The organism is Bifidobacterium thermophilum, assembly GCF_037482445.1.
GTDB lineage: Bacteria > Actinomycetota > Actinomycetes > Actinomycetales > Bifidobacteriaceae > Bifidobacterium > Bifidobacterium thermophilum_B.
Map to the genome: position 1 here is coordinate 18493 of NZ_JBBHLY010000007.1, position 14924 is coordinate 33416.

Consider the following 14924-nt stretch of genomic DNA (forward strand, 5'->3'; position numbering starts at 1 on the left):
TCAACGCACTTCGGAGAACATCGGGCCACGGGACAGGGTGGTCTTCTGCTCTACCTGCTGGTCGGAGTCGAACGGGCCCTTCGGACGCTGCGGAATCTCGGCGTCCGCTTGCTCGGCCTGTTCCGCCGCGGCCTTGCGCTCCCCCGGGGTGACCGGCGGGTGCATAGGGATAAGGTCGCGTGGGGCAAGCGGCTCTTCGCCGCGTTCCACCACGATCTGCGAGAAGAAGCGGTTCAGTGCCTGCGTCTCCTCGTTATCCGGGTCGGTGGCGGCCTTACCGGAGAAGATGCCCCGCAGCATCCAGCGCGGGCCGTCCACGCCCACGATGCGGGTGGTCACCATCTTGCCTTCCTTGATCGGGACCGGCAAGATCAGCTCCATGCCGAACACGCCCGGCACTTCCTTGGCGATATCGCTCTTGGAATCCAGCAGGTCGGCACGCACGTCGTCCCACAATCCCAGCGTCTTCGGCGCGGCGAACGCCTCGACTTCAAGGCTTGACGAACCGTAGGTAATGGTCGCGCCGAGCACCGCGTTGGTGGCGCGGCTCGCCTTGATCCGCAGTTCGATGCCCTTCATGAACGGGATGTAATAGGCGCCGAGGTCAAGATACTCGTCATAATCCGGAACGTATTCGTCGTCGACATCCCACGGACCCCAGTCCTCGCCGCGGCCTTCATACTCTTCGCTTACGTCGGTGGGATAGTCGTCCCCCGTGTCCTCGGCATCCGCATCCTGCTGCGCCACGGGTGTTTCCGTGTTCGTATCCGTACCATCGCCGACGGCGATATCCTGTCCCTGCAGCGACTCCTTGCCGTCGTCATCCCCGCGCTGTCCGTCGTGTTCCTCGACGACGGCGTCGCGATGCTTCTTCTTCCCGAATCCGAACAATCCCATGGCTCCTCGTTTCTTTGGATATGGCTATCATAAGCGTAACACCGCAGATGAAAGCCGGCTGAAAGCGTGATGTCATCCGCAGGTCGCCAATGTTGGCGGCTTGCAGACAACACATGCGGCTCGTCACACGCCGCTGGTCACACGTCGTAGGTGATGCTCAGTGGCGCATGGTCGGACCAACGGGCGTCGTAGGTGGGCGCTTTGTCGATGGTGAATCCGCGTGCCGTCTGCGCAAGCTCCGGCGTGGCGAACTGGTAGTCCAGGCGCCAACCGGTGTTGTTGTCGAACGCCCTGCCGCGCTGGCTCCACCACGTATACGGGCCTTGGATATCGCCTGCGAGTTCACGCATCACATCGATGAACTCGTACTCGCCTAGCCACTTGTCAATATACGCGCGCTCCTCGGGCAGGAAGCCGGAATGGGTGACGTTCGCTTTGGCGTTCTTGATATCGAGCGGGGTGTGGGCGATATTGAAATCGCCGCACAGCACCGCCTGCCTGCCGCCGTGGGCCGCTTCGTCGCGCAGCTGGCCCATGCGGGTGAGCATGGTGTCGAGGAAACGGAACTTCTGGTGCATCTTGTTCGGATCGTCGACATCGCCGGAATGCACGTACACGCATACGACCGTGATCTCGTAGCCTTGCGGGGTACGCACATTGGCCTCGATCCAACGCCCGGAATCTACGTCTTCCTCGAGTCCCGGCAGTCCATACCGGGTAGACACGACCGGCAGCGCGGACAACAGCCCGACGCCGGCGCGCCCCTTGATGCGGCAGACCTCATCCATGGTGTGCAGATCAGCTGGGTCGGCGACTTTGCCGCGATCCGCATAGGTGTCCGCGATCTTGCTGAAAATCGGGTCGATTTCCGTCTGCGGGGCACGTACCTCCTGCATGCACCACACGTCTGGCGTATGCTCTTGCACCCAATGCATGATGCCCTTGCGGTTCGCCGCGCGCAAGCCGTTGACATTCGATGTCGTGATCACAATGCTCATGGCTCCGAGCCTAGCAGCGCTCCCCTACGGGCTGCAGGGCACGTCTTGACATACCGCAAGTCATGTCGGCAGAAGCAGAAAGAAAACCGTCTACCGACGCCGAGGAGGGCCCTGGCGTCGGTAGACGGTTATGGGATGCAACTAGATCAGCAAACTGCGATCAGTCAAGGCCGAGCTTGAGCTTGCCGCCCGGGATCGCGTCGAGCAGGTCGCGCGTGTACTGCTGCTGCGGGTGGTCGAACACCTCGTCGGTCGTGGCATGCTCGACCAGCTTGCCGTGCTGCATGACCACCACTTCATCGGCGATCTGGCGGACCACCGCAAGATCATGCGTGATGAACAGATAGCTCAGCCCGCGTTCCGCCTGCAGATCGTTGAGCAGGTGAAGCACCTGGTCCTGCACCAGCACGTCGAGCGCGGACACCGCCTCGTCGCAGATGATGACGTCCGGGTCGAGCGCCATAGCGCGTGCGATGGCGATGCGTTGGCGCTGGCCGCCGGACAGCTCGTTCGGGTACCGGGTCATCACGGACTCGGGCAGTTCGACCATGTCGAGCAGTTCGCGCACGCGCTGCGCACGGCTCTTCCTGTCGCCGATGTGGTGGATGCGCAGCGGCTCCTCGATGGACCGGTAGATCGAGTACATCGGGTCGAGCGAACCGTACGGGTTCTGGAAGACCGGCTGGACATGCCGACGGAAGTCCAGCAGCTCGGCCTTGCCGAAGTCCGCAATGTTCTTGCCTTCGTAGAAGACCTTGCCAGACGTCGGCTCAAGCAGGCGCAGCACCATGTTCGCCACCGTCGACTTGCCGGAGCCAGATTCACCCACGATGGCGAGCGTCGTACCGCGCTTGACGGAGAAGGACACGTCATCCACCGCCTTGAACATCTCTTTCTTGCGCGGAAGCTTGAATTCCTTCGTCAGATGCTCGACAGTGATGATGTGTTCGCTCTTCTCCAGCGTCTGCTCGCCCTTGACCTGGTGCTCAAGCAGTGCATCCGCATTCTGACCGCGTTCCTTCGCGGAAATGATGCGCTGCGAGGCGAGCGAGGGGGCCGCCGCGACCAACCGCTTAGTATACGGGTGCATCGGGTGCTGCAACACTTCGAGCGACGGGCCGGATTCGACAACCTGCCCCTTGTACATGACGACGATATGCTGCGCGCGTTCCGCCGCCAAGCCCAGATCATGCGTGATGAACAGCACGGCGGTGCCCAGTGAATCGGTGAGCGTCTGCAAATGGTCGAGAATGCGCTTCTGGACGGTCACGTCGAGCGCGGACGTCGGTTCGTCGGCGATCAGCAGGTCAGGACGGCATGCCAGACCGATGGCAATCAACGCGCGTTGGCGCATACCGCCCGAGAACTCGTGCGGATACTGACGTGCGCGCGTCGCAGCGTCCGGCAGACCGGCTTCGTCAAGCAGGCCGGCGATGCGGTCATTCATATTCGAACCGGTGACATGCTCCTTGGCAATCTGCCAGGCCTTGTCGTCGTTCACGCCCGCTTTGATGAGGTCGTCGGCCACACGCCAACGGGTCTCGGAACCCGGCGTCCATTCTTCCGTGAAGAACTCCATGGCGTTGTCAAGCTTCTTGCCGCTCATGCCGATCTCGGTGAGCGCCTGCTTCGCGGCGTCAAGCAACGCCGGGAGTTCAGCCGAACCGATGAAGGTCTCGTCGTCTTCGCTTTTGACGTTGACTTCATCGCCGGCGAGCGCTTTCGCAAGCTTGGACCGCTTCTCATGCGAGATGTCCATATGGTTGGCGACAAGCGCTTCCTTGACCTGGGTGCCGATGCGCCACACAGGGTTGAGATTGCTCATCGGGTCCTGCGGGACCAGGCCCATCTTGCTGCCGCGCAGCTGGTCATAGTCCTTGCCTTTGAGACCGGAGATCTCCTGGCCTTCGAGCTTGATGGAGCCGCCGACCACATGGCCGGTGCCCGGGAGCAGACCCAGAACCGCCATGGCGGACGTGGATTTGCCGGAGCCGGATTCGCCCACAATCGCCACCCACTGTCCGGGGTAGACGTTGAACGAGGCGTCGCGCACGGCGTGGACATCGTGCCCGTTGTCGTCGGTGAAATCGACCTTCAGATGCTGTACTTCCAGCAGCGGGCCCTGTTCACGCTGCATCGCCTCGAGCCGCTGTGCGGCCTCGGCCTTCGCATTGGTATTGGTGTTCTCAGTCATCACATGCTCCTTGTCAGGCCGTACGGCTCTTCGGATCGAGCGCGTCCTTGACGGCGTCGCCCATCATGATGAAGGCCAGCACCGTGATCGCCAGCGCGGCCGACGGATAGAACAGGACGGAGGGGTTGGTCCGCAGCACGGATTGTGCGCTGGAGATATCCCCGCCCCAACTGACCGTGGTGGTCGGCAGGCCGACACCGAGGAAGCTCAGCGTCGCCTCAAGCACGATGTAGGAGCCGAGGGACGTGGTGCCGATGACGATGATCGGGGCCAGCGAGTTGGGGATGATATGCCGGATCAGATTGCGCCACGGGGTAGAACCCAATGCCGTGGATGCGGTATTGAATTCGAGGTTCTTGGCCTCCATGACGGCGCCTCGGGCGATTCGGGCGGTGGATACCCAGCCGAACAGCGTGATGACGAGGACGAGTTTCCAGATGGACGTGCTGGTCTTGAACATCTGCAGCACGACGATGGCGCCGAGCAGGATCGGCAATGCGAGGAAGATATCGGTCAGGCGGCTGAGCACCGCGTCGACCCAGCCTCCGAAGAAGCCGGCAAGTGCGCCGATGAACGCGCCGATCACCACCACGAAGATCGTGGACAGCAGGCCGACGCTCAGCGAGGTGCGCGTTCCGTAGATGGTGCGGGTGTACACGTCGCAACCTTGCAGGTCGAAGCCGAAGGGGTGACCTGCTTTGGCGGGCTCGAGGGAGTTGTCGAGGTTGCAGTAGTTCGGGTTCTGCTTGGTGAGCACGCCCGGGAAGAGGGCGACGAACACGACGAAGATAATGAGGATCGCGGAGATGATGAACATCGGGTTGCGACGCAGCGTACGCCATGCGTCGGCCCACATGCTGGCCGCCGGCGCGGATTCGTCGATCGAGTCGACCGCCTGGAGCGGGGTTTCGTCAATCGGTGCGACGAATCGTTCCTGTCCGGGCAATACGCGGGCGGTGTCATTGCGTGATGGTTCTGCCATGATTATCCCTTCCTTCCTCTCACGCGTACCGGATGCGCGGGTCAAGCGCCGCGTACAGCAGGTCGACGATGAGGTTGGTGACGACGAAGATCAGGGTCAGCAGAGTGACGATGGAAACGACCATGTTGCTTTCGCCCTTGAGGATGCTCTGGTAGGTGAGGTATCCGATGCCGTGCACGTTGAAGATGGTTTCGGAGATCATCGCGCCGCTCATGAGCGCACCGAGATCCTGGCCGAGGTACGTGACCACGGGGATCAGCGAGTTGCGCAGGACGTGGCGCACGAAGACCTGGCGGCGACCCATGCCTTTGGCACGGGCGGTGCGCACATAGTCCTCGTTCATATTCGAGGAGATCTCGCCGCGGGTGAGCCTGATGATGTAGGCCATGGACACCGAGCCGAGCACGATGGCCGGCATGAGCAGGTCCACGAAGCCCGGGTCGTTGCCGGCGGTGACGGGCAGCAGCCTCCATTTGACGCCGACAAGATACTGCATGATGAAGCCGGTGACGAAGGTCGGCACGGAGATGAGCAGCAGGGAGATGACCAGGATCACGGTGTCACCCCAGCGGCCCTTGTTGAGGCCGGAGATGATACCGAAGATGATGCCGAAAACCGCTTCGAACACGAAGGCCATCAACGCGAGCCTGATGGTCACGGGGAAGGCGCGGCCGATCTCGTCGATGACCGGCTGGCCGGCGAAGGTGTTGCCGAAGTCGAGGGTCAGCGCGTTCTTGAGGAACAGCAGGTACTGGATGATGAAAGGCTTGTCAAGGTTGTATTCGGCGCGGATCTGGGCCGCGACCGCCTGGTTGACCGGCTTGTCCCCGAACATGGCTTTCACCGGGTCGCCCGGCAGCGCGAAGACAAGAGCATAAACCAGGAGGGTCGTGCCAAGGACCACGGGAATCATCTGCAGAATGCGTCGCAGAAGATATTTGCCCATAGGGTTGCTCCTTATTGCTCTTCGGCCGTTCGCACCGGGCCCTGTCCGGGCATGGCGGCGCATCGGCCACAAAATACTTACGATAGTCTACCCCACGTCTGCCCCATCGTCATCTGGGCGAGGCCTGAAACCGCGGTTGCCCTCTCCTGTCAGGCATCCGCCGTACGCCAACGGCCATTTCCGCATACCGGACGTTAACGGCACCGAAACATAGCTTTTTCGCATAATATGAGGTTTGATACGACGAGGGCGCATGACAGGGATTCCATGTCATGCGCCCTCGTGGTATATCAGCGGCCTATCGGCGTGCCGTCACTTGGACAGCTCCGAGTAGACCGGCTGGTTCTGCCAGTTCATGGTGAAGTTCTTCACGCCCTTGGCAGCCACGCCGTACGCGTTGCCGTAGTACAGCGGGATGGCCGGCAGATCGTTGAGCAGGATTTCCTGGGCCTGCTGGTAGATCTTGTTCGCGGCATCGGTGCTCGTGGCGGCATAGGCCTGGTCCATGAGCTTGTCGAAGGCGGCGTTCTTGTAGTCGCCGTCGTTGGAGCCCTGGTTGTCTGCCGCAGCGGAATCGTACAGCTGGTACAGGTAGTTCTCCGGGGACGGGTAATCAGGCTGCCAACCGGTGCGGAACGCGCCCTTGATGGAGCGGTTGGACACGTCGGTACGGAACTCCTGGAAGGTCGGGACCGGGTTGGTGGCGGCCTTGATGCCCAGGTTGTTCTTCAGCTGGTTGACCACAGCGTCCCAGATGGCCTTGGAGCCGCCGTCGGCGTTGTAGGAGAAGGTGAAGGTGCCGTCATACTTGGAGATGGCATCGGCCTTGGCCCACAGTTCCTTGGCCTTCTTCGGGTTGTACTCCAGGTTGCTCTCGCCCTTGAGCGAGTCCGAGTAGCCCGGGGTCATCGGGGAGGTGAATTCCTTGGCCGGGGTGCCGACACCGCCGAGCACCTTGTCGACGATGGTCTTGCGGTTGATGGCCATGGAGATGGCCTGGCGGCGCAGCACGCCTTCCTCGGTCGTGGTCTGGAAGTGATCGAGGTCGGACGGGATGGTGAAGGTCTGGCTCACGGAGCCGGCCTTGTTGTACGCCTCGACGCTCGGATCGGACTGGAAGGTCTTGGTCGCGGTCGACGGCACGGAATCCATGACGTCGAGGTTGCCGGACTGCACGTCCGCGTAGGCGGAGTCGGTGGAGGTGTAGATCTTGAAGGTCACGCCGTCATTGTTGACCTTGACGTTGCCCTTGTAGTCGGGGTTCTTGACCAGCACGATCTGCTTGTTGTGATCCCAGCTGGAGAACTTGTACGGGCCGTTGCCGACCGGCTTCTCGCCGAAGGCCTTCGGGTCCTTGTAGAAGGATTCCGGCAGCGGGGAGAAGCCCTCATAGCCGACCTTGACCGGGAAGGTGGCGTCAGGCTGGTTCATGGTGACGGTGAAGGTGTAGTCGTCAACGACCTTGAGGCCGGAGAGCTGCTCGTCGCCCTTCAGGCCGTCCTTCTGCAGGTCGTCATAGCCCTTGATGGTGGAGAAGAAGGACGCGCACTTCTGGGCGTTCTTCGCGTTCGCGGTGTAGCTCCACGCCTTGGTGAAGGATTCGGCGGTCACCGGGGTGCCGTCCGTGAACTTCCAGCCCTTCTTCAGGGTGATGGTGTATTCGCTGGAGTCGGAATTCGGCTTGATGGACTGGGCGACCTCGTTCTTCGCGTTGCCCTTGTTGTCGAAGCTCACCAGGCGGGCGAACAGCAGTTCGATCGGGCGGCCGCCGCCGGTTTCGTTGGTGTTGCCCGGGATGAGCGGGTTCTGCGGTTCGGAACCGAACGCGGTGATGATGACCTTGCCGCCGTTGGACGAACCGGAAGTCGAAGATGACGACGAGCCGCAGCCGCCGAGCGCCATCGCGAGCGAGCATGCCGCCGCGATCAGCGCAATAGCTTTCTTCTTCATATTGTTTTTCTCCTGTGTGTGTTATTGGTCGGGGAACAACCCCAAAAAACAACGAGGCGGGGCTTTCGCCCCAACCTCGTCGCTGAACCCATTCATTTTTACCCTTTGAACGGACAAGACGCAACGTGCACCCGCATCCTGCAACGGCGCCCGATGTCGACGGCCCGTCGCGACGAGGCTGTCTGAACCCCTATATTCGCAAGGAAAATACCAGCTTCCCCTAGCGTACCCAGCATCATCGCGGGATTCCGAAACGCCGATGTTTCCGCTATCATTATTACGATTATGTAAATTTTCTTCTCTACCAGCGCAGCAGCACGGCATCCTGCGTCAGGCATGGGACCTGCCGCCGATCATGCGCGCGGGAAAGCCTGCCGATACCGCTCCTTGAGCTGTTCCATCGACACGTGTGTGTACCGCTGGGTCGTGCGCAGCGAAGCATGCCCGAGCATCTCCTGGACTTCTCGCAGGTCCGCTCCCCCGTCCAGCATGTGCGTGGCCGCACTGTGCCGCAGGGCGTGCGGGCTGATATCCGGCACGCCGGCTTCCCGCGCCTTGTGATGTACGACCTGCCTGACGACCCGCTGGTCGATCCGGCCTCCCCGGCGTCCGAGGAACACGGCGTCACCGGATCCGCCGGTAGCCAGCGACGGACGTCCCTGCCGCAGCCACATGGCCAACGCCCGCGCCGCGGGGGCGCCGAAGGGAACCACCCGCTGCTTGTCGCCCTTGCCGGTGACGCGGACGGTCCGCCGAGGGACATCAATGTCGGCGATATCGATGCCGACGAGCTCCCCGACACGGATACCCGTCGCATACAGCAGTTCCATCATCGCCGCATCGCGCACGGCAATCGCGAGATCCGCAGACGATTGGCCCGCGGGTTCCTGCTCGTATTCCTTGCCTTGTCGTCCTTGGCGCGTCTGCCCTGCCGGCGCACTCCCCCGCTGCGTGGATGCGTCCGCATCATCCATCAGCGTTTTCGCCTGCGCCTCGGTCAACACCGCAGGCAGGACGGACGGAATCTTCGGCGTCATCAGCATGGCGGCAGGATCGCCGCCGATCAACCCCTGGTCTTGCGCCCAGCGGAAGAATCCCCGGACCGCCACGGTTCGCCGTGCCATGCTGGAACGCGCATATCCACGGATGCTTTCGCTGCTCATCCACGCCCGCAAGTCATCGACATCGATCTCGTCGAGCGCTTTCAGCCCATGGACATGCAGGGTGGCGAGGCAGTCAAGCACATCGATACGATACGCTTTGAGCGTATTGTCGCTGGCCGCGCGGTTGACGCGAAGACCGTGGAGGAACTCGTCGATGACCGCGACGATCTGGTCGCCTACGAGCTGCTCCATCTGCGACGAGGACCGCCCCATGCCGTCCGTCTCGCCACCGGACCGGCGCGAACCCGGTGTACGTTCTTCCATCTGCGCACCCCTTTCCGTCGGCTCGTTCCTGGTCGTCCATGCTATTTGCCATGGTACGCGGCGGCGGGCATGCGCAGATGCACAATCGGTCATACGGCCATAAGATGGGCACGACGACATGTCCGGGCGTCCACGGCAATTCACCGCAGGGCAAGGTCATGCGGCGAAACCCCAGCAAGTGAGGAGACCATGTTCATCGTTCCACAACCAAAGCCACAGAACAAAGCGCGGAACACCGGCGATGCACCGGCGGGACATGGGCAGTGCGACTCGTCCGCCGCCGGTGACGGGGGCACGGCACCGGCACTTCCCCGCGTGATTCCACGCGGCGCGCGTATTGTCGTCCGCACGAAGGCGGGTATCGACCCACGCACCGGCAGAATGACCTACCGTGATTACGTTGGGCATGTTGAACAGTGGGACGGAAACACCCTAGAGATGACGCGCGACGCGGCGGCAAACGGGTCACGGCCCGAAGAACAGGTCAGCATCGGAGCCGATCGCATCGTACGGCTCAAACCTGTCCCCGAACGGCCTGACATTATCAGGCGTTGAGCCGAGTATCGCCGATGATACCGGCTTTTCCGCGGCCGAACCCATCACCTCGTCATCAATTTTCGATCACTCTTGGTCCGCTTGCCGGACAGTAACCGCCGGCCTGCGCTCGACCACGGCGACGCGGTCCGAACGCCATGCCACCACGTGCTCGCCGCGACGGGCCGATTCGAGCAGCTGTCCACGCCACGATGCCGGGGCGAGCGGCATATCCGCAGTCACTGACGCCCCGTCTTGGGCGCACGCGGTCTTGTAATCGCGGAACGGCTGGCCGTACGCGAAAAACCCGCCGATCGCCGCATCATCCCCGTCGCGCAACGCGTCGGCGACTGCAACCAGACGGTGGGCCATATGCCGCAACAGTGCCTCGACATTCTCGGCGTCCTCGTCGACCATGGCCCGCGTGCGCTGCGGGTCGGTCAACGCCACACGCGTCATGTCGCGCCATGATCCGGCGGCGAGCGCGGCGGCGATATTGCGGTCGGGGTTATCGGTCAGCTCGTTGATCAACGCGGTGGCCACCACATGGGGCATGTGGGAGATCAGCGCCGCGGCACGGTCGTGCGTCCCGTCATCGATGACGATGCACCGGTTGGAACACCCCTCGGTAATCATGCGTGCCACAGTGAGGAACCGCCGGTAATCCGTGGACGCATCCACGGTGATCGCCCACAGGGCATGGTCGAACAGTCTGGGATCGGACGCCTCGAAGCCGGAACGCTCGGTGCCGGTCATCGGATGGGCGCCCACATAGCAGTCCCCCAATCCGGCGGCGACAACCTGCTGTCGCACCAAGGCCTTCACGCTGCCGACATCCGTCAGCGTGGTCGTGGTACGGTCAATCAGCGGGGCGAGCCGGGACAACATATCCGGCATGGCTTTGAGCGGATTGCACAGCACGATGAGATCGGGGCGGGCACCGGGATGCCCGGCAAGCTCCTCGAGCGTATCCACGCACGCGATGCCGTCCCGTCTGGCCTGTTCATAAGGGTGCGGGCGGTGGTTCCACGCGACGACCCGGCACCCGTTCGACGCAAGATGCCTCGCCAGTGAGCCGCCGATCAGCCCCAATCCGACAATGCCGACCGTCATGCCCGTCTTTCCTGTCATCGTGCCTGTCTCCCGTCCTTGTTCCGTATCCGCTGAGTCCGTCATGTCTTGTGTAACCGTGTTATCTGCCGTGCACGATCTTGCGTCCGCGTTGTCGGTGACACCCGATGTGCCGCAATCGATGCGTCGCGTGGCATCCTCTTCGCTCACCACAGCAGCTCCCTCGCCGCATCGGCTCCCGTATCCCACGCGTCAGGAATGGCATGCGGGTCGAAACACACTCCGCCCTGCGGGAGCATCCATTCGTTGACCGGAGGGTTCGGCCGTTCCCGACGCGGATACACCGCCAGGGTCTTCACCCAGTCACCGTGTTCGACGACCTCGGCCAACACGCTGCGGAAATGCGGTTGCCATGGTGCCGCATCCACGGCGGCGACAAAGCTGTAGGTACCGGCGTGCCCTTTGATCGGCCTGGAGATGAAGCTCGTCATATTCAGTCCGGCGTCACGCAATACATCCAGAAGATTGGCGAGCACGCCCGGCCCGGTACTCAGGGGAATGAACGCGATAATCGTCTCGAATTCGGTATGCCCGTCCGCCTTGGCATGCGCCATCAGGGCGGGGGCGTCGTCGCGGCGGGCGAGGACAAGGAATTCCGTACGCGCGCCATGGTAATCCTGCACGTCGCGCTCCAGCGTGTCCAGATGGTACAGTTCGCCGCATATCGAGGGCCCGAGCGCCACTTGGCCGTCCCGGACATCCCGGCATGCAGCCGCATTCGACGTGGCCGGCATCAGGGCGAGGTGATGCCGGGCGATGAACCGCTGGCATTGCGCCAGACCGTGCGGGTGCGCGGTCGCCTCACCCGGGGTGACGCCACGGTCGAGGCTTCCGCTGGGCACGAACGCATCGAAGGCGACATCGACGCCGACATGCGCGAACCCGACCACATCGTCGGCATCGATCATCATGTCGAGGTTGGGTACAACGTAGCCTTCCACGTTGTTCTCCCACGCGATGACGCCCCATCCGTCACCGTCACGTACGTGTGTCATGATCTCGGGGACCGTGCTTTCCGCTGTCGGGACGATGCCGGCCGACAGACCTGCCAACGCATGGCTCGCGGATACCGCCGCCTGGTGTGTGAACGAGCCTTGCGGACCGAGATAATACAGGTTCGTCCGGGATTGCGACACTGCGGATCCCCGCGCATCATGCGCGGCAGGCCGGTTCGACTGATCGGTGGCATAGCTCATTGCGTATCAGCACCTTCCCCGGATCGTCCGGCAGCCGTGTCGTCCGCCGGCTGGCCATCCGCCGGCGCCGCGGCAGGCTCGGCGTCGTCGTCTACGGTGATCTGGAACATACGCCGGGGCAGGCACAGCATGATGATCTGCACCACGATCATGCCGTACAGCCAGACCATGCCGACGTGCTCACTCCAGAACGGGACCGCCGAAGGATCGCCGAACCCCACCGGCGTCAGGGCGCCGGAACCGCGAGGCGCCACCGCGAGGCCCCACGCGACAATCGAGGAGGCGGCGACATGTACTCCCAATCCCAATGCCCCCGCGCGGGAACGTGCACACCATGCAGACAGCATGACGATAAGCAATGCCAGGACCAGACCATACGGGATATTCGCGGAAGCGCCCAACCTATGCGCGAGCGTGCCGACCATGCCGATCGCCGCCCCGGCGAGCAGCGAAATAGTCATCCGTACCGGATATGACTGGCGATGCGACCATGGCAGGTCGCGCCCCGAAGCTGGTGAAGAAGTCATACCCTCCAGTATGCCTTCCCGCCGCGAAAAACGCCCTGCTGCTTCCACACCGGCGAATCCCTCGCGCTTGTACCGACACCGCGAAACATCATCGCGAAAACGAGTGACGCCGTCTGCACCCAGACCATGCCGGGCGCAGACGGCGTCGGACCGTCAACCGTCTTCGCGCGTCACGAGCGCACAGACGGTGTCATGCCTTACTTGGCTGCCGCGTTGTTCTGGCGACGCTGCTTGGCGCGCCACTTGTACCATTCGTCACGGCTGAGGATGATCTTGCGCACGCGGATCGCCTCCGGCGTCACCTCGACGCATTCGTCCTCGTTCGCGAAATCAAGCGACTCCTCGAGGCTCATCTTGATCGGCGGGGTGAGTGTTTCGAGCACGTCGGCGGTGGAGGAACGCATATTGGTCATATGCTTGGCCAGCGTGATGTTCACGTCGAGCTCGTCAGGCTTGTTGTTGATGCCGACGACCTGGCCTTCGTAGACCGGGGACTGCGGCTCGACGAAGAACTGGCCGCGGGCCTGCAGACGCTGCATGGCGTATGGAGTGGCGACACCGGCGCGATCGGAGACCATGGAGCCGTTCTGGCGGGTCACGATCTCACCGGCCCACGGGGCGTAGCCCGCCGAGATGGAGCTGGCGATGCCGGTGCCGCGCGTGGCGGACAGCAAGGCGGTACGGAAGCCGATCAGGCCGCGGGACGGCACGGTGAATTCGAGACGCACCCAGCCGGAACCATGGTTGGTCATCGAATCCATACGGCCCTTGCGGTCGGCGAGCAGCTGGGTGACCGTGCCCATGTACTCCTCGGGCACGTCGATGGTGGTGTTCTCCATCGGCTCGTTGATCTTGCCGTCGATCATCTTGGTGACCACCTGCGGGCGGCCGACGGTCAGCTCGTAGCCTTCGCGACGCATCTCCTCGGCGAGGACGGCGAGCGCGAGTTCGCCACGGCCCTGGACCTCCCACGCGTCAGGACGGTCGGTCGGCAGCACCTTGATGGACACGTTGCCGATGAGCTCACGGTCGAGACGATCCTTGATCATACGGGCGGTGAGCTTGTGGTCTTTGCCTTCGCGGCCGGCCAGCGGGGAATCGTTGACGCCGAAGGTCATGGAGATCGCCGGGTCGTCGACATGGATGAGCGGCAGCGGACGCGGGTCATTCGGGTCGACGATGGTCTCGCCGATCATGATGTCGCTCACGCCGGCGACCGCGACGATGTCGCCGGGGCCTGCGGATTCCACCGGAATACGGTCCAGACCTTGCGTGCGCAGCAGTTCGGAGACACGGAAGTTTTCGATCGAGCCGTCCACGCGGGACAGGCCGTAGGTCTTGCCCTTCTCGAGCAGACCGTTGTATACGCGCACCAGGCCGAGACGCCCGAGGAAGTCGGAGGAGTCGATGTTCGCGACATGCGCCTGCAGCGGGGCGCCTTCCTCATACTGCGGGGCGGGGATGTTGGCGATGATCGACTCGAACAGCGGCTCGAGGTTGTCATTGTCCGGCAGGGCGCCGTCGGCCGGCTGGTCGGCGGAAGCGTAGCCGACCTTCGCGGCGCAGTAGATCACCGGCAGGTCGAGCAGCGAGTCAAGGTCAAGGTCGACCCCCTCCTCCATGACATCCTGCGCCAGGCCGAGCAGCAGATCGGTGGATTCGCTGACGACTTCGGAAATGCGGGCGTCCGGGCGGTCGGTCTTGTTGATGCACAGGATGACCGGCAGCTTCGCCTCGAGCGCCTTGCGCAGCACGAAACGGGTCTGTGGCAGCGGACCTTCGGACGCGTCGACAAGCAGCACCACGCCGTCGACCATGGAAATACCACGCTCGACCTCGCCGCCGAAATCGGCGTGGCCGGGGGTATCGATCACGTTGATGGTGATGCCGTCGGGCTCACCGTACTTCGCGGCGAGCGGACCGGTGTACTTGACCGCCGTGTTCTTGGCGAGGATGGTGATGCCCTTCTCGCGTTCCAGATCGTTGGAATCCATGACGCGGTCCGGGACTTCCTCGCGTTCGTTGAAGACATGGGACTGCTGGAGCATGGCGTTGACCAAGGTGGTCTTGCCGTGATCGACGTGCGCTACGATTGCCACATTACGGATATCACCGCGAACTGCCATCAATTACCTCTCTTAA

Annotated in this window: 12 protein-coding genes; 1 reads left to right on the plus strand and 11 read right to left on the minus strand. The window is 62.9% G+C overall.

Annotated features, from left to right (window positions below; genetic code table 11):
* From WD012_RS05360 to WD012_RS05390, 7 genes are all read right to left on the minus strand, one after another.
* Positions 1 to 897 carry a DUF3710 domain-containing protein gene (locus tag WD012_RS05360; RefSeq protein WP_339562748.1) on the minus strand — a complete coding sequence of 299 codons (897 nt, stop codon included), beginning with the start codon at positions 895 to 897 and terminating at the stop codon, positions 1 to 3.
* A 137-nt stretch (positions 898 to 1034) separates the two neighbouring features.
* Positions 1035 to 1895 (minus strand): exodeoxyribonuclease III, encoded by an 861-nt coding sequence (locus WD012_RS05365; RefSeq protein WP_339562749.1) that lies wholly within the window; start codon positions 1893 to 1895, stop codon positions 1035 to 1037.
* Between the two features lie 160 nt (positions 1896 to 2055).
* Positions 2056 to 4089 carry a dipeptide ABC transporter ATP-binding protein gene (locus WD012_RS05370; RefSeq protein ID WP_339562750.1) on the minus strand — a complete coding sequence of 678 codons (2034 nt, stop codon included), beginning with the start codon at positions 4087 to 4089 and terminating at the stop codon, positions 2056 to 2058.
* A 13-nt stretch (positions 4090 to 4102) separates the two neighbouring features.
* On the minus strand, positions 4103 to 5071 hold the full coding sequence (locus WD012_RS05375; protein ID WP_033505221.1) for an ABC transporter permease: 969 nt from the start codon (positions 5069 to 5071) through the stop codon (positions 4103 to 4105).
* Positions 5072 to 5090: 19 nt separating this feature from the next.
* A complete protein-coding gene (locus WD012_RS05380) occupies positions 5091 to 6017 on the minus strand; it encodes an ABC transporter permease (protein ID WP_339562751.1) in 927 nt (308 codons plus the stop codon).
* A 312-nt stretch (positions 6018 to 6329) separates the two neighbouring features.
* Entirely contained in the window at positions 6330 to 7967 is a 1638-nt protein-coding gene (locus tag WD012_RS05385) for a peptide ABC transporter substrate-binding protein (protein ID WP_339562752.1), read from the minus strand.
* Between the two features lie 353 nt (positions 7968 to 8320).
* Positions 8321 to 9322 (minus strand): tyrosine recombinase XerC, encoded by a 1002-nt coding sequence (locus WD012_RS05390; protein WP_339562787.1) that lies wholly within the window; start codon positions 9320 to 9322, stop codon positions 8321 to 8323.
* 387 nt (positions 9323 to 9709) lie between these two features.
* On the opposite strand from WD012_RS05390, the gene WD012_RS05395 reads away from it, so the two are divergent.
* Positions 9710 to 9949 (plus strand): DUF6725 family protein, encoded by a 240-nt coding sequence (locus WD012_RS05395; RefSeq protein ID WP_339562788.1) that lies wholly within the window; start codon positions 9710 to 9712, stop codon positions 9947 to 9949.
* Between the two features lie 66 nt (positions 9950 to 10015).
* On the opposite strand, the gene WD012_RS05400 is transcribed toward WD012_RS05395, so the two are convergent.
* The 4 genes from WD012_RS05400 to typA all read right to left on the minus strand — a co-directional run bounded on the left by WD012_RS05400 (position 10016) and on the right by typA (position 14908).
* Positions 10016 to 11104 (minus strand): prephenate dehydrogenase, encoded by a 1089-nt coding sequence (locus WD012_RS05400; RefSeq protein WP_339562789.1) that lies wholly within the window; start codon positions 11102 to 11104, stop codon positions 10016 to 10018.
* A 101-nt stretch (positions 11105 to 11205) separates the two neighbouring features.
* On the minus strand, positions 11206 to 12255 hold the full coding sequence (locus WD012_RS05405; protein ID WP_339562753.1) for a prephenate dehydratase: 1050 nt from the start codon (positions 12253 to 12255) through the stop codon (positions 11206 to 11208).
* A complete protein-coding gene (locus WD012_RS05410) occupies positions 12252 to 12782 on the minus strand; it encodes an alcohol dehydrogenase (RefSeq protein WP_339562754.1) in 531 nt (176 codons plus the stop codon). Before WD012_RS05410 ends, WD012_RS05405 begins: the two co-directional genes overlap by 4 nt.
* A 197-nt stretch (positions 12783 to 12979) precedes the next feature.
* Entirely contained in the window at positions 12980 to 14908 is a 1929-nt protein-coding gene (typA, locus tag WD012_RS05415; protein WP_015450206.1) for a translational GTPase TypA, read from the minus strand.
* Between the last annotated feature and the right edge of the window lie 16 nt (positions 14909 to 14924).

What these genes read in the sequence shown, in the direction of transcription:
- WD012_RS05390 (WP_339562787.1), bottom strand. Translation starts at nt 9,322, where the DNA reads ATGGAGCAGCTCGTAGGCGACCAGATCGTCGCGGTCATCGACGAGTTC.
- WD012_RS05370 (WP_339562750.1), bottom strand. Translation starts at nt 4,089, where the DNA reads ATGACTGAGAACACCAATACCAATGCGAAGGCCGAGGCCGCACAGCGG.
- WD012_RS05365 (WP_339562749.1), bottom strand. Translation starts at nt 1,895, where the DNA reads ATGAGCATTGTGATCACGACATCGAATGTCAACGGCTTGCGCGCGGCG.
- WD012_RS05375 (WP_033505221.1), bottom strand. Translation starts at nt 5,071, where the DNA reads ATGGCAGAACCATCACGCAATGACACCGCCCGCGTATTGCCCGGACAG.
- WD012_RS05360 (WP_339562748.1), bottom strand. Translation starts at nt 897, where the DNA reads ATGGGATTGTTCGGATTCGGGAAGAAGAAGCATCGCGACGCCGTCGTC.
- WD012_RS05400 (WP_339562789.1), bottom strand. Translation starts at nt 11,104, where the DNA reads ATGACGGACTCAGCGGATACGGAACAAGGACGGGAGACAGGCACGATG.
- WD012_RS05380 (WP_339562751.1), bottom strand. Translation starts at nt 6,017, where the DNA reads ATGGGCAAATATCTTCTGCGACGCATTCTGCAGATGATTCCCGTGGTC.
- WD012_RS05385 (WP_339562752.1), bottom strand. Translation starts at nt 7,967, where the DNA reads ATGAAGAAGAAAGCTATTGCGCTGATCGCGGCGGCATGCTCGCTCGCG.
- typA (WP_015450206.1), bottom strand. Translation starts at nt 14,908, where the DNA reads ATGGCAGTTCGCGGTGATATCCGTAATGTGGCAATCGTAGCGCACGTC.
- WD012_RS05405 (WP_339562753.1), bottom strand. Translation starts at nt 12,255, where the DNA reads ATGAGCTATGCCACCGATCAGTCGAACCGGCCTGCCGCGCATGATGCG.
- WD012_RS05410 (WP_339562754.1), bottom strand. Translation starts at nt 12,782, where the DNA reads ATGACTTCTTCACCAGCTTCGGGGCGCGACCTGCCATGGTCGCATCGC.